The sequence below is a fragment of the Rhodococcus wratislaviensis genome, from assembly GCF_900455735.1.
GTDB lineage: Bacteria > Actinomycetota > Actinomycetes > Mycobacteriales > Mycobacteriaceae > Rhodococcus_F > Rhodococcus_F wratislaviensis.
In genome coordinates, this window is record NZ_UAUI01000022.1 from 227210 (window position 1) to 246239 (window position 19030).

A 19030-nucleotide genomic window follows, 5' to 3' on the forward strand; every position below is an offset into this window, starting at 1 on the left:
CCGCCGAGGGTCCCGCCTACGCTGGCATACATGAGTACCCCGGATCCCAAACCCCGCAGCCGCGACGTCACCGACGGACTGGAGAAGACCGCAGCACGCGGAATGCTCCGTGCGGTGGGCATGGGCGACGACGACTGGGGGAAATCCCAGATCGGCGTGGCGTCGTCGTGGAACGAGATCACCCCCTGCAACCTGTCGCTCGACCGGCTCGCGAAGGCCGTCAAGGACGGCGTGCACGCCGCCGGCGGATATCCCCTCGAGTTCGGCACCATCTCCGTATCCGACGGCATCTCGATGGGACACGAGGGCATGCACTTCTCCCTCGTCTCCCGTGAGGTGATCGCCGACAGTGTGGAAACGGTGATGCAGGCCGAACGCCTCGACGGGTCGGTGCTGCTCGCCGGTTGCGACAAGTCGCTGCCCGGCATGCTGATGGCCGCGGCCCGCCTCGACCTCGCGAGCGTGTTCCTCTACGCCGGTTCGATCCTGCCGGGTGTCGCAAAAATGTCGGACGGCACCGAACGCGACGTCACCATCATCGACGCGTTCGAGGCGGTCGGCGCCTGTTCGCGCGGACTGATGAGCCGTGAGGACGTCGACGCCATCGAGCGAGCCATCTGTCCCGGCGAGGGCGCGTGCGGCGGAATGTACACCGCGAACACGATGGCCAGCGCCGCCGAGGCGCTCGGCATGTCGCTGCCCGGCAGCGCGTCCCCGCCCGCCACCGACCGTCGACGCGACGGATTCGCGAGGCGCAGCGGTGAAGCCGTCGTCGAACTGCTCCGCCGCGGCATCACCGCCAGGGACATCCTCACCAAGGAGGCGTTCGAGAACGCCATCGCCGTGGTCATGGCGTTCGGTGGTTCCACCAACGCCGTCCTGCATCTGCTGGCCATCGCGAGCGAAGCCGATGTGGAACTGACCCTCGACGACTTCTCCCGCGTCGGCGCCCGCGTCCCGCACCTCGCGGACGTCAAACCGTTCGGCAAGCACGTGATGAAGGACGTCGACCACATCGGCGGCGTACCCGTCATCATGAAGGCCCTCCTCGACGCCGGGATGCTGCACGGCGACTGCCTCACCGTCACCGGGAAGACCATGGCCGAGAACTTGTCGGCCATCGCCCCTCCCGACCCGGACGGCAAGGTGCTCCGCGCGATGAGCTCGCCCATCCACCCGACCGGCGGAATCACGATCCTCAAGGGTTCCCTCGCCCCGGGCGGCGCGGTGGTCAAGTCGGCGGGGTTCGATTCCGACGTCTTCACCGGCACCGCCCGCGTCTTCGAACGGGAACGCGCCGCGATGGATGCCCTCGAGGACGGCACGATCACCAATGGTGACGTTGTCGTCATCCGCTACGAGGGCCCCAAGGGCGGTCCCGGCATGCGCGAGATGCTCGCGATCACCGGCGCGATCAAGGGCGCCGGGCTGGGCAAGGACGTACTCCTGCTCACCGATGGCCGATTCTCCGGCGGCACCACCGGCCTGTGCGTCGGCCATGTGGCGCCGGAGGCCGTCGACGGCGGACCCATCGCGTTCGTCCGCGACGGCGACCAGATCCGCTTGGACGTCGGCACGGGCACGCTGGAACTGCTCGTCGACGAAGAGGAACTCGCCGGCCGCAAGAACGGGTGGGAGCCTCTGCCCCCTCGCTACACCCGCGGGGTCCTGGCCAAGTACACGAAGCTCGTCGGTTCCGCCTCGGGCGGCGCCGTCTGCGGGTAGGCGCTTCGCGCCCGTGCGTGGTCGACGAGTCCAGAGACTCGTTAACCACGCACGGGCCCGGAGGGCCTAGATGGGCCGGAACCCGGCGCCGGGACCGCCGCTCGCGTTCATGTCGGCGATGATCGAGTTGAGGTTGGTGCCGATCTCCGGGCCGATGCACGGTGCCGCGAGGTAGGCGTTGACCATGGCTACCAGGGTGGTGCCGACGACCAACGGTGCGCCCGAGTCACCCTCGATCACGCAGGTCTGGGTCCACGTCTCCCCCGTCTGCATGAGGTCGCCGTAGACGATGCCGCAGGTGTTTCCCGTGGTACGGCCTTCCTTGCACGCCACCTGCGGGAAGGCTGCCGGTGCGCCGATGTGGGTGATGGTGACGCCGCCGACCCTGTTGACCGGGACGACCTTCGCCGGATCGAACTGGATCACCGCGTAGTCGAGCGAGGGATTGGAGATGACGAACTCGCCGACGATGCCGCTGTCCTGACTGGCCTCGGGCACCACGTAGGAGCCCGCTTCACCGCAGTGGCCCGCCGTCAGGCCGACGAGCCGGCCCGCGTTGTCGTGTCCGATGGTGGTGAGTGAGCAGACGAGTTCGTCGTTCACCACGATCCCCGAACCGCCCCCCAAGACGGCGGCCGGAGCTGCTGTCGCGGACCCCGCCGCAACGAATCCCAGAATTCCCGCTGTCGCCGCAACAACCGCCGCGAATCGTTTCAACATTTTTCGAACCTTCCCGGATGAGCCCCGACGGCCGCGTGTCTCCCCATAAGAATCCCACCCGCGCAGGACCTGCGTGGGGGAATGCCGATGTAGAGACCGCGACCGTGACCCGCCCGGGTACTACTCGACGGCGCCGAGCGCCTCCAGTGCTTTGCGGGCGTCCTCGAGTTGCCGGCTCAGCTCGTCCACCCGGGCCGCCGCGAGGTTGCGTGCCGCCACGATGATCGACTCGACGGCCTCGATCGCCGTCTCCTCCCCGAGTTCCCGGACGGCGCGCTCGACGGCGTCCGGCGAGACGGGGACGGCCTTGCCGGGGCGCTTGGCTCCGTGCGCGACGGTGACGCTCCAGTCGTTGTCGGCGCCGGCGTGGATGGTGACGCTGACTCCCGCGGGCACCTTCTTGCTGGTGCGTTTGGCCGGTGCCGCGGCCGGTTTCGGGACCGCGGCGGCGGGCTGAGGCGTCGCGACGGTCTTGGCGGCGGGTGTCTTGGGGGCTGCAGTCTTGGGGGCGGGGGGCGGACCGGGTTCGATTTCCTGGTGCACGGCCGGCGCCGCGGGGGCGGCGGGCGCGGGCTTGGGGGCGGGAGTTCGTCTCATCAGAAGCTCCTCTGCTTCGAAGGGGAGCTCGTCGTCGACACCTTTGGGGCGGATCAAGACCGTATTGCCTTGCACGGAGATAACTTTCGCCGAGGCTCCGGCCTCGAGCCCGAGGCTGGGCATCGCCTCGCGCAGATACACGGTGGCCCGCTTGCCTTCCGCGATCGCGGCAGCGAGGGTCTCGAGATGCTCCGCGGTCAGGTGATCCGGTGCGGCAGCACCGGAACGTCTACGGGGCGGCATGCGCTGTCCTTTCTGGTCTGTCTCCTGGTTACGCTCGTGAGCACCGCAACTCTCGCACACCCCACCGACGGTTCCGCATCGGACGGGCTCGGACAGTGGCAGATTGAGGGACTGGACGCACCGCGACCATGCGTGCGGATCGAACGTATCGAGAGGAACGACGTGACGTCGGAAGCACCGGAGAACGGCGACGAGACCGCAACGACGACGGAGATCTCACCGAGCCTGCTCCGCGACGTCCAGGCCGATCTCGAGGAGTCGCTTCTGGGCGGGCCCCGCCGCTACACGCGGGCCGAGATCGCCGACTTCGCGGGGGTGTCCCTCGAACGGGCGGACCGCCTGTGGGTGTCGATGGGTTTCGCGGTCGACACCGATCCGGACGGTGTCATGTTCACCGAGGGGGACGCCGCCGCGTTGCGCACCATCGCGTCGCTCGTCGACCAGGGGATCATCTCACCGGAACGCGAAGTGGCGGCGGCTCGTGCTCTCGGCCAGTCGATGTCGCGGCTCGCCGAATGGCAGGTTTCATTGATCAGCACCCACATCGTCGATCAGCTCGCGGGGTCCGCGGGCAGCGACGAGCAGGCCATCCGGGAGCAGGTGCGCGAACTCACCGCCGAGATCCTTCCGGCGGTCGAGTCTCTGCAGGCGTACGTGTGGCGCAGGCACATCGCCTCGACCACCGGTCGCAACGTGGGGAACCCCGGAGAGGAGGTTGCGAGCCGGAAACTGGTCGTCGGCTTCGCGGACATCGTCGGGTACACGTCGCTGACCCGTCAGCTCGGCGCCCGGGAACTGAGCGACCTTCTGGAACGATTCGAGTCGGCGTCGACGTCGGTCATCGGCCGGCATCAGGGATGGGTGGTGAAGACGGTCGGCGACGAGGTCATGTTCGCCGTCGAGTCGCCGGCCGATGCGGCGGAGATCGCCCTGCAGCTGCGGGAGCAGGTTCTGCCGGACGAGACGGACCCCGAACTGCGGGTAGGTCTCGCGATGGGTCCGGTGCTCGTCCGGTTCGGCGACCTCTACGGCTCCGTCGTCAACACCGCGGCGCGACTCACCGGTTCGGCGCGTCCCGGCACGGTGCTGATCGACGAGGCGCTCGCCCACGAACTCGCCGACGCTCCCGGTTACTACCTCAAGCAGCTACGTCCACGACGCGTTCGAGGGATACGAAGACTCGAACAGTTCGTGTTGCGCCGAGACCGGGACGCCTAGCGACCGTCAGCTTCCGAAGGGAAGGGTTCCGGGCGGGATGGAGTATCCGCTGCTGCCGGCGGCGACGCCGCCCCAAGCACCGAGGAGCCAGTTGAGTGCATCAGTGATCATCGAGAAACCTTCCCACACCATTCATTCGATACGCGCGGCATCCGGTGCCGCGCGCACGTGCCACGGTAATGACGACGTGCGGAGCTGTCGACGTCACAATGCCTGAGCAGGCGGTATCTCGAGGAGTGCCGGCTCGGCGGGACCGGCGGCGACCTGGGCGGCGCGTGCGGCGAGGAAGTCGTCGACGATCTGCTCACACGCGACCCGTCCCAGCGGGGTCAGGGTCGCGAGCCGGGTGAAGACGAGTGGTCCGATCAGTTGCGCAAGGGCGAGGTCGTAGTCGAATTCGCCGAGTCGTTCGGCTGCCTCGGGTGTTCCGAAGACCTGGTCGAACGCCGCCCGGTACTGCTCGACGATGGTCTGCCTCAGCGTCCGCAGTTCCGGTTTGTCCGATTCGACGGCGGCCGCGCTCGAGTAGTCGTCCAACGCAGGGCCCATGCCCAGCCAGCACATGGCCGTCACGTGCATGGGTGCACTCTCGATGAGCTTCGCCTGACTGACCATCAACTCGACCAGCCGGTCGCGGAGGTCGCCGTCGGCGGGCACTGTCGGCGCGGGTGGGATCAGCCGCCCGAAGGCCGCGGCGACCAGTTCGGTGCCGTTGTCGAAGTGCCGGTAGAGCGTGGCCCGAGCCACGTTCGCCAGCTTGGTGACAGCGTCGATCGTGACGGCGTCAGTGCCGCCCTTCGCGAGAAGAGTTGTCGCGGCGTCGAGAAGTCTCGCGCGGGAGCGCTGCCTGCGGGGATCCTGCTCGGTCATCTGCACCGCCCGTTCCTGCCCGACCTCTTGTGAACCGCCAGTCTACCAACGATACTGACAGTCTCGTTACTTCCACGGAGGGACTTCATCGTGCGCTCTCGGGACTCCGCACCACCGCAGGACACCGAACAGAGCAACACCACCGGCTGGACCCTTCGGCAGATCTGGATGCTGACGGTCGCGTGCTGCGCGGTCGCACTCGTCGTCGCGGCGATGGCGGCACTGAACACCGCGCTCCCCGACCTCGCGCGCGACACGGGCGCGACCCAGAGCCAGCTCACGTGGATCGTCGACGGCTACACCCTCACCCTGGCTGCCCTGCTGCTCCCGGCGGGCGCGCTCGGCGACCGGTACGGCCGGCGAGGGCTGCTCATGGTCGGGCTGTTGATCTTCGGCCTGGGCTCCGCCATTCCGATCCTGAACGACAGCCCCGAGTGGATCATCGGTTCCCGGGCGATAGCGGGCGTCGGCGCCGCCCTCGTGATGCCCGCAACATTGTCACTGCTCACGGCCGGTTTTCCGCCCGCACACCGAGGCCGGGCCGTGGGCATCTGGTCGGGCGTCGCGGGGTCCGGCGCAATCGCCGGCCTGCTCGTGTCCGGACTCCTGCTCGAGAAGTGGTCGTGGCACGCCATCTTCATCAGCCTCGCCGTGGTGTCCGCCCTGATCTTCGTCACGGGCTTCACCATCTCCTCCTCCCGGGAGACCGAACGCCCACCACTGGACCTGCCCGGCACCGCGCTGATCGCCGCCGCGGTCGGCTTGTTCGTCCTGGGAACCATCGAGGCGCCGCAGCGCGGCTGGCTGGATCCCGTCGTGCTCGGACTGCTCGTCGGTGGCCTCGCCGCCGCGGCCGCGTTCGCCCTCGTGGAACTGCGCAGAAAACGCCCACTGCTCGACGTCCGGCTGTTCGCCAACCGCGCCTTCGGCTCCGGGTCGATGTCGCTCCTACTGCAGTTCCTGGCGTCTCTCGGCCTCTTCTTCCTCGTCGTCCAGTACCTGCAGCTGGTGCTGAACTACTCCCCTCTGCAGTCTGCGCTCGCGCTCGCCCCCATCGCCGTGCCGGTCGTGGCGATGTCCGCGGTCATGCCGATGCTCATCCCGCACGTCGGGCTCCGGCCGCTACTCGCGTCCGGTTCCGCACTGCTCGGCCTCGGCATCCTCCTGCTGGTGCGGCTCGATGCGCATTCGAGCTACGCGGAAGTGTGCGGCCCGCTCATCGTGGCCGCCTTCGGTATCGGACTGTGCACGGCACCCGCGACGGCGGCCATCGTGCAGAACACCCCGGACGCGAAGCAGGGTGTCGCGTCGGCCGTCAACGACACGGCGCGCGAGATCGGTTCGGCCATCGGGGTCGCCTTGGCGGGCAGCGTCCTGGCCGCGGGGTACGGCACCCACGTGCAGCCGGCGGTCGACGCCGTTCCGGAGGCCGCGAAGGAGCCGGTGTCCAGTTCCCTGGCGGCGGCACTGCAGGTCGCCGAAGTTGCCGGCCCCCAGGGCGAGCAGCTGGCGACGTTCGCGCGGGACTCGTTCCTGAAGGGTTTCGACGAGGCATCCATCGTGCTGGCCTGCGTGTTGTTCGCCGCGTCGCTGCTGCTCGCGGTGTGGGCTCCCGGACGGAAGGGCTCCGCGCCGACGACCGAATCTCAGAAAGAACTGGCCGACGTCGACTGAGCGAACATTGCCCTTGTGACCGCCGTCATTGTATCGTTCAGTATCAGTTACTGAATGTCACAGTTAGTTGACCGCCTAGTCACAGATCAAGGGGTAGTGATGACCGCATCGATCGTCGTCTCCGACCGCGAAGAGACCGCCCAGCGCTTGCTGGCGTCGTCGGCACGCAAGTCCTACGACCCGATGGTCGAGGTCGACTGGGAAGCACCGATCCCCGACGACAAGTTCGGTCTGACCCCCGAGTGGAGCACGCTCTACGGCACCGCCCTGTGGGACGAGATGACCGAAGAGCAGAAGATCGAACTCACCAAGCACGAGGCCGCCAGCGTCTCCAGCGTCGGACTGTGGTTCGAGATCCTGCTCATGCAGATGCTGCTGCGCGACGTGTACGGCCGCGACAAGCACTCGCGCCACGTCCAGTTCGCGCTCACCGAGGTGGCCGACGAATGCCGCCACTCGGTGATGTTCGCCCGCGCCGGTGAACGCCTGAACATGCCGAGCTACGGCCCGCACCCCGCGATCCACAAGCTCGGACGCATCTGGGGCGGCTTCTTCCGCGGCGCCAACGCGTACGCCAGCGTGATGGCCGCCGAGGAGATCCTCGACATGATGCAGCGCGACTTCATGAAGGACGAGCGCGTGCAGCCCGTCACCCGAACGGTGAGCAAGATCCACGTCCTCGAGGAGGCCCGCCACATCCGCTTCGCTCGCGAAGAGGTCGGACGCCGCATCGAGGGCGCCAGCTGGGCACGACTGCAGTTCGAGCGCCTCAACACCGCGGTGGTCGTGTATTTCGTGATGAAGAGCATGATCCGCAAGGACGTGTATGCGAATGCCGGACTCGACCCGGAGCGGGCCGCCGCCGAGGCCAAGAACAACCAGCACTACAAGGACACCGTCCGTACGTCCGGTTCCAAGTTGATGCAGTTCCTCGATGGCGTCGGCCTCGTCGGCGGCCCGTCCAAGCGCCTCTACAAGAGGGTCCATCTCCTCTGAATCATGTGGGGACGTGGTCCAGGTAGGACACACCGGTCGAGGTGATCTCGAGTACTCGCGCGGACGGAATGTCGAAGAACATTCCCGCGACGCGTACTCGGCCCTCGGCCGCCGCTGCGCCGACGAGGGGATGGCGCCCGAGGGTTTGTACCTGGACCGCCACGTTCACCATGCCCAGCTGGTCGACCTCGTCGAATCCGAGCTCGGCCGCTGCTCGCGCCACCGGATGACCGCTGAGGAACGCGTTCCGGCTCGGCTGCGCGAACGTCAGCCACTGCTCGACGGCGTCGCGATCGGACCCGTCGTTCTCGGGCGGCGCACTTGCGAGCACGGCCTTCATCGCGCCACAGCCGGAGTGGCCGCACACGATCACCGAGCTGACCTCGAGTTCGTCGAGGGCGAAGGCAAGTCCCGCCTCGACGGACACGTCCTGCTTCCCGGTCGGGACGAGGTTGCCCACGTTGCGCACCGTGAACAGGTCGCCCGGCCCACTGCTGGTGATCACGTTCGGCACGATGCGTGAATCGGAGCAGGTGAGGAACAACGAGTCGGGGCGCTGCCCGTCCCGGAGGTCGTCGAGGTGCGGCTGCAGTTGAGCCGCGTTCCGCCGGTGGTACTCCGACACTCCCGCGAGGACCGGTCGGAGCGCCGCCGGTGTGCTGGTGGACTCCTCGGTGTCGGTGTGTCGCGGCTGCCAGCTCTTCCACGGGGCGAACCCGCGAGGGCTCACCACTCCGATGCCACGCCTGGGCGGCGATGCGCCGACGGCGTCCATGTCGACGGGACCGAGCGCATCGATCACGACCGTTCCGCCGTTCCGCTCGTGGTGACGCTTCCAGTCGTCGATCGCCTCGAACATGGCGTGGTCGAGGAAGTCGACCGCCAGTTCCACGGTGACGTGCGCGCCCTCGGGCACCTTCGCGAGGAGCCCGGTCAATGCCGGCATGGACAGGAAGCTGCACGACCCCTCGACGGTCACGCGCCACCGCCCGGAACCCTCGGAGCCGACAGGTTCGGCCCGCATCTTGGGGTGGATGACCCGCCACAGCAGCAGGACCACCGCGAGTGCGAGACCGATGATCACGCCCTCGAGCAGGTTCAGGAAGACCACGCCGGCCACGGTCACGCCGTACACCCACAGGTCGCCGGTGCGCCGGGCCGTCCGCAGATGAGCCATCTTGACGAGCTGGATGCCGATCACGATGAGGAGGCCGGCCAGCGCGGCCATCGGGATCTGCTCGACGAGTCCGGTGAGCAGCGCGGCGAAGACGAGGATCCACACGCCGTGCAGCACCGCGGATGCCCGGGTGCGCGCCCCGGCGGCCACGTTGGTGGAACTGCGCACGATCACACCGGTGACCGGCAGGCCGCCGATGAGACCCGAGATCATGTTGGCCGAGCCCTGACCGACGAGTTCACGGTTGAACTCCGAACGCGTGCCGCCGTGCATCTTGTCGACGGCGACCGCGGACAGCAGGCTCTCGACGCTCGCGATCAGCGCGACCGTGAGTACACCGGTGGCCACTGCGAGCCACGGGCCCTCCGGCATCGAAGGCAGTGCCACGGCGTCGAACAGGGAGCCATCCAACGCGATTCGATCGATGTCGAGCGGGAAGACAAGGGAGAGAACGGTGGCGGCGACGACGGCGACCAGCGGGCCGGGGAGCACCTGCAGCTTGCCGGGAATCTTCTTCCAGAACAGCAGGACGGCGATGACCACCGATCCCACGAGGACGTCGCTGTACCGGGCGGACGTCAGCTGTCCGGGGAGCTGGGTGATGTTCTCGACGGTCGAGCTATGCGAGCTACCACCGAGTAGGACGTGAATCTGCTGGAGGGCGATCGTGATTCCGATACCCGCCAGCATGGCGTGGACCACGACCGGCGCGATGGCCAGGGCCGCACGGGCAATTCTACTGAGCCCGAAGATGATTTGAAGGAATCCGGCCGCGACGGTGATCGCGCACGTGGCCTTCCAGCCGAACGTGGCGACCAATTCTGCTACCACCACGGTCAATCCGGCGGCAGGACCACTGACCTGGAGCGGTGAACCTCCGATGGAACCCGCCACCACACCGCCGACGATCGCCGCGATGAGCCCCGCCATGATCGGGGCGTCGGACGCGATCGCGATACCGAGCGACAGTGGTAGTGCGACGAGGAAGACGACGAGCGACGCGGGTAGGTCGTATCGCGCGTTATCTCGCAACCTTTCGCCGAGGGTCGGTCCGGGGGCGGGTGCACCGGATGGGGGTGCTTTCTCGTTCTCGAGGATCGACATGTCGACACCTTACGGGCGGAGAACGACGAAACGCCCGAAACGGACGGGATCTTGTGGCATGTGTCACTGTGGCACTGCTTTTCGCACAGTTGAATCGAAAACTATTGGACAACAGTCCATTACATGAAGCTTAAAGTACACAAAGTTCACCGTGCCCACCCTTGCACCGTGAGACGTGCCGGTCACCGCGGGAAACGGTGACCGGCACGACCGGGCCGGCCTACACGGACGTGGGCACGACGACCAGCGCCCAGACGAACATCGGGGCCGACAGCACGATCAGACCGCAGTAGGCGAGCATCTTGCGCTGGAAGCGGCCCTTGTCCTCGACCTGTGCGTTGGCGAGCACCATCACACCGTTCGTCGAGAACGGGCTGACGTCGACCACCGTCGCGGAGAATGCCAGGGCCGCGACGAATCCCACGGCGCCCACCTCTCCCATCGCGAGCATCGGCGCGGCGAGGGGCAACGCGATGCCGAGGGTACCGATCGACGATCCGAACGCGGAGATGATCGCGACCGCGTAGCAGAGGATCAACGCGGTCAGCAACGGCGATCCGAGAGCCGACGCCGCATCGCCGAGGAAGTCGAGCGTGCCGTTCTGTGTCATGACCGCCATGTAGGTGAGCATCCCGCACACGAGCACCACGGCAGGCCATGCCACGTTGTCGATGACCTTGGGGTGCGACTTGGGCGCCATCAGGAGCAGCACCGCACTGATGCAGATCGAGCTGACGCCGACGTCGATTCCGAACGCGACCGACCCGACGACGAGGAAGCCGATGCCGGCGAGCGTCGCGAACCGGTACCGGTTCATCTTCACCGGCTTCACGCCTTCGTGGATCAGCGCCTCCTCGATGACCTCGCGATCGGTGAGGGTCGCGGTGTTCCCGCCCGGGCCGTTGCCCGCAGTCACGCCACCGGACGGCCCACGTGAGGATGAGGAGCCGCCGAATCCTCCGCCGTCGGATGTCTCCGCGACGGGACGCGGAGTGCGGCGACCGATCAGGTCGAGGCCGTAGATCAGGAACAGCACGATCGCGATGGCCAGGTTGAGGACGAACGGCAGAGCGAACAGGACCAGGGGATTCGCTCCGACGCCGGTCGAGTCCATCAGTCCGTTGATGAATGCGCCGTACAGATTGATGGGTGAGAACGCGCAGGCCAGGGCGCCGTGACTGATGACCATGCCCATCAGGAACGGGTTGATCTTGTTCTTGGCCGCGAGAGGCATCGCGATGGGGGCGAGCATCCCGACCGCGAGGACGGACCCGAGGGCCATCAGCAGTCCGGACAGCAGGAACATCATCCACAGGATCGCCCACCGCCTGCCGCGCACGAGTCGGAGGGAGGCCTCGATGACGAGGTCGATGGTCCCGTTCGCCTTGGCTATGGCGAACAGCAGCGTGATGCCGCCGACGATGATGAACGTGCTGCCGGGGAAGGCGTCGATGATGTCCTCGACCGGGATCCCGGACACCCAGCCGCCGATGACGAACGCTCCGGCGAACGCGAGGATGCCCATGTTGATCGGGGTGAGGGTCGCCACTGTGAAGATCGCGATCAGAGCGACGATGGAGATTGCGTAGACCATGGTCGGCCTTTCGGGGTGAGTTCGCAGATCACACTGCGGTGAGGGGCCGAGCTTGGGCCAGAGCGTGTTTCACGGTGTCGACGGCGAGGCCGAGGGCCTGCTGATCGATACCCGTGTCGATGTCGTGCGCGTGCAGGTGCGCGACCAGTTCCTCGGTGGCGAGGTTGCCGTGGGCGCCCGGCGCGAACGGGCAGCCACCGTACCCGCCGATGGCGCTGTCGAAGTGTGTGATCCCGAGTTGCCGGTGCGCGGCGATCACGGTGCCGAGGGCCTGACCGTGCGCATTGTGGAGGTGCAGGCTCAATTCGATGTCGGGCAGGGCGTCGCGTACCGCCCCGGCCGAAGCGAGCACCTGCTCGGTGGTGGCCGTCCCGAGCGTGTCGGCCAGCCCGAGCCGGCGCACACCCATCGCGGCCATCGCGCTCGCCACCCTCACCAGCGCGGCGGGGGCGATGATGCCCTCGAACGGACAGACGAACGCGGTCGACACACCTCCGAGGAAACTCCGGCCGGGGTATTTCTGCAATGCCTCGGCAAGTCCGTGCAGCGCCTCGTCCGGGTTCCGGCCCGTGTTGGCCGTGCTGTGCCCGGCACTGGCCGACGTCACGACCTGGATCTCGTCGATACCGGTCGCGATCGCACGGTGCACTCCACGCGGGTTGAGTGCCAGAGCGCTGTACGTGACCGACGGGTCGGTGCGGGGCAGCCGGGCGATGACGTCGTCGGCGTCCGCCATCTGCGGCACACGCGTGGGCGAGACGAACGATGCCGCTTCGATGTGCTTCATACCGGCGGCGACGAGTGCGTCCGCGACGGCGATCTTGTGGTCGGTCGAGACGACCACATCCTCGTCCTGCAGTCCGTCTCGCAGCACGACATCCGTTATGGTGACTGACATTTCACTTTCCTCCGATTCAGATGACGTTGCGGGCGCGGTAGTCGTCGAGCTGATCACCCGACAGATTCAGCAATCCGCCGAGGATCTCGTCGGTGTGCTCACCCAGCTCGGGGCCGGCCCAGCGGATCTGCGTGGGTTCGCCGTCGAGCTGCGGGACCACTCCGGGGAAGCGCACCTCTTCGGGCTCCCCGTCGACGGACACCTTCAGGCTCTGCAGCATGCCGCGGGCGTTGTAGTGCTCGTCGGCGGCGATCTGCACCGCGTCGTACACCTCGCCCACGGGCACACCGGCGGCGCCGAGTTCGGCGACGACGTCGCGGGGGCGACGCACCGACGTCCACGACGAGATGGCCTCGTCGAGTTCGGCTTCCCGCCGGAATCGCTGATCCCCGTCGGCGAGTTCGGGATCGTCGGCCAGATCGCCACGCCCCACGGCCTGCATCAACCGGCCGAACACGCCACTCGAGTTGCCGGCGATCATGACGGATCCGCCGTCGCACGGATAGACGCCGCTGGGTACCACGCCGGGCAGGTTGCCCGCGGTCCGTTCGCGGACCATGCCGTACGCGTCGTAGTCGGGGACGAGGGATTCCATCGCCATGAACACCGATTCGTACAGGGCCACGTCCGCGACGCGCGGGGTCGAGTGATCACCCTGCCTTGCCTTGGCCAGCAACATCATCAGGGCGCCGATCGCGCCGTGCAGTCCGGCGAGCGTGTCGGCGATGGGGGCGGCCGCCCGGACCGATTGACGGTCCGGATAGCCGGTGACGTGCCGCAGTCCGCCGAAGGCCTCGGCGACGCCGCCGAATCCGGTGCGCTCCCGGTACGGGCCCGTCTGCCCGTAGCCGGAGATCCGGACCAGCACGATGTCGGGGTTGGCGGCCGTCAGCTGGTCGGGCCCGATTCCCCACCGCTCGAGCGTTCCGGGACGGAAGTTCTCGATGACGACATCCGACTTCGCGGCGAGGTCGAGAATGATCGCGCGGCCCTCGTCGGTCCGGAGGTCGAGGGTGACGGACCGCTTGTTGCGCGCGATGGTGCGGAACATCATCGATGTCGCGCCACGGCGGCGACGCCAGCCCCGCAGTTCGTCGCCGACGCCCGGTCGCTCGATCTTGACCACCTCGGCGCCGAAGTCGGCGAAGATGCGGCTCGCCATGGGGGCTGCGATGAAGTTGCCGAGTTCCAGCACACGGATGCCGTGCAGTGGGCCGTTCTCTGGGACCTGCATGTGAGAGTTCTCCCTCGTCGATCTGAACCGGATGACGACTGGGCTCCTAACCTGCAAATTCTCATTATTTGGCAGTTAGATTCCCGTCTGATAAGAATGACGGTAGTGGCAGCAGTCACAATTGGCAATGCCCGGAGTCCGCGCCACACGACAATGGACGACGGGACGCTGCGCAATGCAGCAGGAATTCACTGCTCGACAGGAGGAGAACACGGTGAGAGAACCACACGTCGTTGCGATCGATGGACGGTCGCCGCGCGCGGAGAAGAGCACCTGGGTCGCGCCGACGGCCGCGGTGATCGGCGCCGCGACTCTCGGCGCGGAAACCAGCGTCTGGTACGGCGCGGTGCTGCGTGCCGATTGCGATTCCATCACCCTCGGCGAGGGCAGCAACATCCAGGACGGGGTGGCCGTTCACGTCGACCCGGGATTCCCCGTCGTCGTGGGCAGGGACGTCAGTGTGGGGCACAACGCCGTCCTGCACGGCTGCACCGTGGGCGACGGCGCCCTCGTGGGCATGGGGGCCACCGTCCTCAACGGTGCGGTGATCGGCGAGCAGTCGCTGGTCGCGGCAGGCGCGCTGGTCCTCGAGGGCACGCGAATTCCGCCGCGCTCACTCGTCGCAGGCGTGCCCGCGAAGGTGCGTCGCGAACTGACCGACGACGAGGTGGCCCACAACGCCGCCAACGCCGCGGTCTACCGTCAACTGGCGCAGCAACATCGGTCGGCGGACGTCACCACGTTCGACATCGCCTGAGCGACTCAGTCGCCCGGAACGGATTTCTCGATCTGCCGCGCGGCAGCGACGACTGCGCGGCCCATCGACGCACCCAGGTTCTTCCCCATCCGCCCTTCGGGACCCGACACGCACACGGCGGCCACGATCTCGCCGTGCCGGCGGACCGGCGCACTGATGGACGCGGACCCCGGTGTCCGTTCCGAAACCGACACCCACCAACCTGATTTCACGGCTTCGGGGTCGGCCTCCCAGTCTCCGGACAACACGTGGCCGCTCGACCCCTGCGGTAGCGGGACCAACGTTCCGACGGGCAGTGCCACCCGCAGTTCGTGCTGGGAATCGACGCTCGCGGCGCAGAGACGGGACTCGCCTCGGCGAACCCACAACTGCGCGGATTCCCCTGTCTTTTCACTCAATTCGCGTAGCGCTGGAATCGCGAGGTCGCTCAACGCCGTGGTGACGAATCGCTGACCCAGATAGAAGCGGCCTTCCTGATCCTTGCGCAGGAGGCCGTGCTTGACCATGTCGGTTGCCAGCCGGTACGTGGTCGAGAGGGACAGGTCGAGTTCACGGGCGAGGTCGCTCGCGCCCATCGGGCTCGACTCGACGACATCGAGGATCGCCACCGCGCGGGCGAGCACTCCGACGCCGATCTCACTCCGCGCAACCATCGCAGTCCATTTCTATTGCCCCATTGAAGTATTCAGATTGTATAGGAAAGCCGGTGCGCGACCGCCCGCATCCGTCGATGCGGCTAGTTGTCCGGGTGTCGGTTGACGACCGGATCGGGGCCCGGTTACCTCTGTGTCAGGCATTCGCCACTCCCCCGGTGCACAGTCGCACCCCCATTCCCGGTATCCGAAAACCGTTGCAAGGAAAGGCACCATCATGACGATCGAGCAGACTCTCACCGACAAGGAACGCCTGGCAGGTCTCGACCTCGGCCAGCTCGAGCAGCTGGTCGGGCTGGTCGAATACGACGGCACCCGCGACCCGTTCCCGGTCAGCGGCTGGGACGCCGTCGTCTGGGTGGTCGGCAACGCCACCCAGACCGCCCACTACTTCCAGTCCGCGTTCGGGATGACCCTCGTCGCCTACTCCGGACCCACCACCGGCAACCGCGACCACCACAGTTTCGTCCTCGAATCCGGGGCCGTCCGCTTCGTCATCAAAGGCGCCGTGAACCCGGCCAGCCCGCTGATCGAGCACCACCGCACCCACGGCGACGGCGTCGTCGACATCGCCCTCGCCGTCCCCGACGTCGACAAGTGCATCGCCCACGCCCGCGCCCAGGGTGCCACCGTCCTCGACGAACCGCACGAGGTGACCGACGAGCACGGCACCGTCCGCCTCGCCGCGATCGCCACCTACGGCGACACCCGCCACACCCTCGTCGACCGCAGCAACTACACCGGCCCCTACCTGCCCGGCTACACCGCCCGCACCTCCGGCCACACCAAACGCGACGGGGCCCCCAAGCGCCTGTTCCAGGCCCTCGACCACGTCGTCGGCAACGTCGAACTCGGCAAGATGGACCACTGGGTCGACTTCTACAACCGGGTCATGGGCTTTACGAACATGGCCGAGTTCGTCGGCGAGGACATCGCCACCGACTACTCCGCGCTGATGAGCAAGGTCGTCTCCAACGGCAACCACCGGGTCAAGTTCCCCCTCAACGAACCCGCCCTCGCCAAGAAGCGGTCGCAGATCGACGAATACCTCGACTTCTACCAGGGCCCCGGCGCCCAGCACCTGGCCCTGGCCACCAACGACATCCTCACCGCCGTCGACCAGCTCACCGCCGAGGGCGTCGAATTCCTGGCCACCCCCGACTCCTACTACGAGGACCCCGAACTGCGGGCCCGGATCGGCAACGTCCGCGCCCCGATCGCCGAACTGCAGAAACGCGGCATCCTCGTCGACCGCGACGAGGACGGCTACCTGCTGCAGATCTTCACCAAACCCCTCGTCGACCGCCCCACCGTGTTCTTCGAACTCATCGAACGCCACGGCTCCCTCGGCTTCGGCATCGGCAACTTCAAAGCCCTCTTCGAAGCCATCGAACGCGAACAGGCCGCCCGCGGAAACTTCTGAGCGGGCGGCAGTGCAGCGGGCGCGATGTGGCAGGTCGGTACCCGGGATCAGCGCACCCGCGGGGTCTTCCGCGTGCTCACGGCGATGCGATTCCACGCGTTGATCGTGAGCACCAGCGAGATGAGCTGCGCCAGTTCCGTCTCCTCGAAGTGCTCCTCCGCCTCCTCGTACACCGAGTCGGGGACGAAGCCGTCGGTCAGCACGGTGATCGCTTCGGCGAGCGCGAACGCCGCACGCTCCTTGTCGGTGTACAGCCCGTGCGCCTCCTCCCACGCGCCCAGCAGGTACAGCTTCTGTTCGCTGATGCCGATCGTGCGGGCATCGGCGGTGTGCATGTCGATGCACCAGGCACAGTGGTTGATCTGGGAGCAACGGGTGAGCACGAGTTCGACCAGCTCCGGGTCGAGGCCCTGCCGTGCCGCGGCGTCGAGGGCGATCATCGCCTTGTAGACGGCGGGGGCCTTGCGTGCGAGATCGACTCGGGTCTTGCGCTCTGTTGTGGTCATACGAGAACCGTAGGCGCGAAGTAGCCCATCTGCATGGTTCAATTCATACATGGAAACGTGGGCCAATTCAGGTCTGGGCCGTGACCTCCACCTCGACCTGACCGCGTCCGGCGGCGAGCGGGCACCGAGGGTGCGCGCGAACCTGGTTTCCGCGCTGCGCGAGTCGATTCGATCGGGCCGGCTCGTCGCAGGCACCACCCTCCCGCCGTCCCGCACGCTGGCCCTCGACCTCGGTATCGCCCGCAACACCGTCGCCGAGGCGTACTCCGAACTGGTGGCCGAGGGCTGGCTCACCGCCCGGCAGGGATCGGGGACCCGGGTCGCCGAGCGGGCAGGCGAGCCCGCCCGGCGTCCGCGCACCCGCTCCGCGGCCGCACCCCGACCGCCGTTGAGCCTGATGCCCGGTTCGCCCGATGTCGGGGAATTTCCGCGTGCCGCCTGGATGGCGTCGGCCCGCCGGGCGCTCACCGCGGCACCCAACGACGCCTTCGGACCGGGTGATCCGCGGGGACGTCCCGAACTCCGACACGCCCTCGCCGAATACCTTTCTCGCGCACGTGGAGTGCGCACCGATCCCGACCACATCGTGGTGAGTGCGAGCTCGGGGCACGGACTGTGGTTGCTCGCCCGCGCCGGGAAGGGGCCGATCGCCGTCGAGGGCTACGGGCTGCATCTGCATCGCGAACTTCTCGGCGACGCCGGGATCTCCACCATCCCCCTGCAGCTCGACGCCCGCGGAGCGCAGCCCCCGGATACGACAGTCAGGCCGCTGTCGGCGGCGCTATTGACCCCGGCTCATCAATTCCCCACCGGCGGGCCGCTCCATCCCAGCAGGAGAACGGCTTTCGTGGAATGGGCACGCGCGACGGGGGCAACCGTGATCGAGGACGATTACGACGGGGAGTTCCGGTACGATCGCCAACCCGTCGGCGCCCTGCAGGGTCTGGCCCCGGACGAGGTGGCGTATCTGGGCACGGTGAGCAAGACCCTCTCCCCCGCGATCCGCGTGGGATGGATGGTGCTGCCGGAACGCCTGATCGATGGTGTCCTGGCAGTCAAGGGCGGATACGAGAGATGGGTCAGCGCGACGGACCAGCTCACAGTGGCAGACTTCATCGAGCGGGGCTCATTCGACCGGCACGTCCGCAGGATGCGCACCCTCTACCGCCGCCGCCGCGACACCCTCGTCGACACCCTCGCCGCCCGCGCACCACACGTGCACGTCACCGGCATCGCGGCCGGTTTGCACGCCGTGCTCGAACTTCCCGACGGGACCGAGGCGGCCACCGTCGACCGTGCCGCGGCACTCGGTCTCGCAGTGGCGGGTCTGCGCACGTTCCGTCATCCGGGCGCTCCCGCCGACCGGCCCGACGGACTCGTCGTCGGCTACAGCACACCGTCGTCCGCGCGTTTCCCGGCCACGCTCGACGCCCTGTGCCGAGCGCTGCCCACTCCGTGAGCGGAATTTCCTATGGGACTGGTCGGAATGCGTGTCGTGCGGTTACAGTCTGATCCGTGACCGAATCCGGCGTGATCGACTCAGGTGAGCTGCTGACGCGGCGTCGCCATGTCGATTTCGCACTGGTGTGTACCTCGAGGTGTCCGATCTCCTGATCGGACCCGTCCCGGCGTGACGTTCTC

General features: G+C 67.5%; 16 protein-coding genes. 7 read left to right on the forward strand and 9 right to left on the reverse strand.

Going from position 1 to position 19030, the window contains the following annotated elements; translation table 11 throughout:
- The first annotated feature begins 30 nt into the window (after window positions 1-30).
- Complete coding sequence (gene ilvD / locus DTA22_RS23585) at window positions 31-1725, forward strand: dihydroxy-acid dehydratase (RefSeq protein WP_009478121.1); 1695 nt, start codon at window positions 31-33, stop codon at window positions 1723-1725.
- A gap of 66 nt (window positions 1726-1791) precedes the next feature.
- Here the strand turns inward: ilvD and DTA22_RS23590 are convergent, their stop codons facing one another.
- Together DTA22_RS23590 and DTA22_RS23595 are read right to left on the reverse strand one after the other, a co-directional pair.
- Complete coding sequence (locus DTA22_RS23590; RefSeq protein WP_112301088.1) at window positions 1792-2445, reverse strand: S1 family peptidase; 654 nt, start codon at window positions 2443-2445, stop codon at window positions 1792-1794.
- 120 nt (window positions 2446-2565) lie between these two features.
- A complete protein-coding gene (locus DTA22_RS23595; protein WP_112301089.1) occupies window positions 2566-3285 on the reverse strand; it encodes a DUF6319 family protein in 720 nt (239 codons plus the stop codon).
- Window positions 3286-3447: 162 nt separating this feature from the next.
- On the opposite strand from DTA22_RS23595, the gene DTA22_RS23600 reads away from it, so the two are divergent.
- Window positions 3448-4503: an adenylate/guanylate cyclase domain-containing protein gene (locus DTA22_RS23600; protein WP_052033217.1), complete on the forward strand. Its 1056-nt coding sequence runs from the start codon at window positions 3448-3450 to the stop codon at window positions 4501-4503.
- Window positions 4504-4707: 204 nt separating this feature from the next.
- On the opposite strand, the gene DTA22_RS23605 is transcribed toward DTA22_RS23600, so the two are convergent.
- The gene (locus DTA22_RS23605) at window positions 4708-5379 is read right to left on the reverse strand and encodes a TetR/AcrR family transcriptional regulator (RefSeq protein ID WP_112301090.1); all 672 of its coding nucleotides are present in this window, start codon (window positions 5377-5379) and stop codon (window positions 4708-4710) included.
- Window positions 5380-5463: 84 nt separating this feature from the next.
- Between DTA22_RS23605 and DTA22_RS23610 the strand changes: the two genes are divergently transcribed.
- Both DTA22_RS23610 and DTA22_RS23615 read left to right on the forward strand, forming a co-directional pair.
- On the forward strand, window positions 5464-7047 hold the full coding sequence (locus DTA22_RS23610) for an MFS transporter (protein WP_112301091.1): 1584 nt from the start codon (window positions 5464-5466) through the stop codon (window positions 7045-7047).
- A gap of 99 nt (window positions 7048-7146) precedes the next feature.
- On the forward strand, window positions 7147-8043 hold the full coding sequence (locus DTA22_RS23615; RefSeq protein WP_005255915.1) for an AurF N-oxygenase family protein: 897 nt from the start codon (window positions 7147-7149) through the stop codon (window positions 8041-8043).
- Window position 8044: 1 nt separating this feature from the next.
- Here the strand turns inward: DTA22_RS23615 and DTA22_RS23620 are convergent, their stop codons facing one another.
- The 4 genes from DTA22_RS23620 to DTA22_RS23635 form a co-directional block, all read right to left on the reverse strand.
- On the reverse strand, window positions 8045-10324 hold the full coding sequence (locus DTA22_RS23620; protein ID WP_112301092.1) for a SulP family inorganic anion transporter: 2280 nt from the start codon (window positions 10322-10324) through the stop codon (window positions 8045-8047).
- Window positions 10325-10544: 220 nt separating this feature from the next.
- Window positions 10545-11918, reverse strand: a complete 1374-nt coding sequence (locus DTA22_RS23625) for an SLC13 family permease (protein WP_112301093.1) — start codon at window positions 11916-11918, stop codon at window positions 10545-10547.
- Window positions 11919-11946: 28 nt separating this feature from the next.
- Window positions 11947-12816: a hydroxymethylglutaryl-CoA lyase gene (locus tag DTA22_RS23630; protein ID WP_112301094.1), complete on the reverse strand. Its 870-nt coding sequence runs from the start codon at window positions 12814-12816 to the stop codon at window positions 11947-11949.
- Window positions 12817-12832: 16 nt separating this feature from the next.
- A complete protein-coding gene (locus DTA22_RS23635; protein ID WP_112301095.1) occupies window positions 12833-14050 on the reverse strand; it encodes a CaiB/BaiF CoA transferase family protein in 1218 nt (405 codons plus the stop codon).
- Window positions 14051-14264: 214 nt separating this feature from the next.
- Between DTA22_RS23635 and DTA22_RS23640 the strand changes: the two genes are divergently transcribed.
- Window positions 14265-14807: a gamma carbonic anhydrase family protein gene (locus tag DTA22_RS23640; protein WP_181910947.1), complete on the forward strand. Its 543-nt coding sequence runs from the start codon at window positions 14265-14267 to the stop codon at window positions 14805-14807.
- A 5-nt stretch (window positions 14808-14812) separates the two neighbouring features.
- Here DTA22_RS23640 and DTA22_RS23645 read toward each other — a convergent pair whose 3' ends face one another.
- A complete protein-coding gene (locus DTA22_RS23645; protein WP_037232712.1) occupies window positions 14813-15460 on the reverse strand; it encodes an IclR family transcriptional regulator in 648 nt (215 codons plus the stop codon).
- Between the two features lie 217 nt (window positions 15461-15677).
- On the opposite strand from DTA22_RS23645, the gene hppD reads away from it, so the two are divergent.
- The gene (hppD, locus tag DTA22_RS23650; RefSeq protein WP_112301097.1) at window positions 15678-16883 is read left to right on the forward strand and encodes a 4-hydroxyphenylpyruvate dioxygenase; all 1206 of its coding nucleotides are present in this window, start codon (window positions 15678-15680) and stop codon (window positions 16881-16883) included.
- Window positions 16884-16930: 47 nt separating this feature from the next.
- On the opposite strand, the gene DTA22_RS23655 is transcribed toward hppD, so the two are convergent.
- Entirely contained in the window at window positions 16931-17389 is a 459-nt protein-coding gene (locus tag DTA22_RS23655) for a carboxymuconolactone decarboxylase family protein (protein WP_112301098.1), read from the reverse strand.
- A 49-nt stretch (window positions 17390-17438) separates the two neighbouring features.
- Here DTA22_RS23655 and pdxR point away from each other — a divergent pair, with 49 nt between their 5' ends.
- Complete coding sequence (gene pdxR / locus DTA22_RS23660; RefSeq protein WP_037240991.1) at window positions 17439-18848, forward strand: MocR-like pyridoxine biosynthesis transcription factor PdxR; 1410 nt, start codon at window positions 17439-17441, stop codon at window positions 18846-18848.
- The last annotated feature ends 182 nt before the right edge of the window (window positions 18849-19030 follow it).

Coding starts and splice junctions, on each gene's coding strand:
- pdxR (WP_037240991.1), top strand. CDS start 17,439: ATGGAAACGTGGGCCAATTCAGGTCTGGGCCGTGACCTCCACCTCGAC.
- DTA22_RS23595 (WP_112301089.1), bottom strand. CDS start 3,285: ATGCCGCCCCGTAGACGTTCCGGTGCTGCCGCACCGGATCACCTGACC.
- DTA22_RS23630 (WP_112301094.1), bottom strand. CDS start 12,816: ATGTCAGTCACCATAACGGATGTCGTGCTGCGAGACGGACTGCAGGAC.
- DTA22_RS23620 (WP_112301092.1), bottom strand. CDS start 10,324: ATGTCGATCCTCGAGAACGAGAAAGCACCCCCATCCGGTGCACCCGCC.
- DTA22_RS23655 (WP_112301098.1), bottom strand. CDS start 17,389: ATGACCACAACAGAGCGCAAGACCCGAGTCGATCTCGCACGCAAGGCC.
- ilvD (WP_009478121.1), top strand. CDS start 31: ATGAGTACCCCGGATCCCAAACCCCGCAGCCGCGACGTCACCGACGGA.
- DTA22_RS23590 (WP_112301088.1), bottom strand. CDS start 2,445: ATGTTGAAACGATTCGCGGCGGTTGTTGCGGCGACAGCGGGAATTCTG.
- hppD (WP_112301097.1), top strand. CDS start 15,678: ATGACGATCGAGCAGACTCTCACCGACAAGGAACGCCTGGCAGGTCTC.
- DTA22_RS23625 (WP_112301093.1), bottom strand. CDS start 11,918: ATGGTCTACGCAATCTCCATCGTCGCTCTGATCGCGATCTTCACAGTG.
- DTA22_RS23645 (WP_037232712.1), bottom strand. CDS start 15,460: ATGGTTGCGCGGAGTGAGATCGGCGTCGGAGTGCTCGCCCGCGCGGTG.
- DTA22_RS23635 (WP_112301095.1), bottom strand. CDS start 14,050: ATGCAGGTCCCAGAGAACGGCCCACTGCACGGCATCCGTGTGCTGGAA.
- DTA22_RS23615 (WP_005255915.1), top strand. CDS start 7,147: ATGACCGCATCGATCGTCGTCTCCGACCGCGAAGAGACCGCCCAGCGC.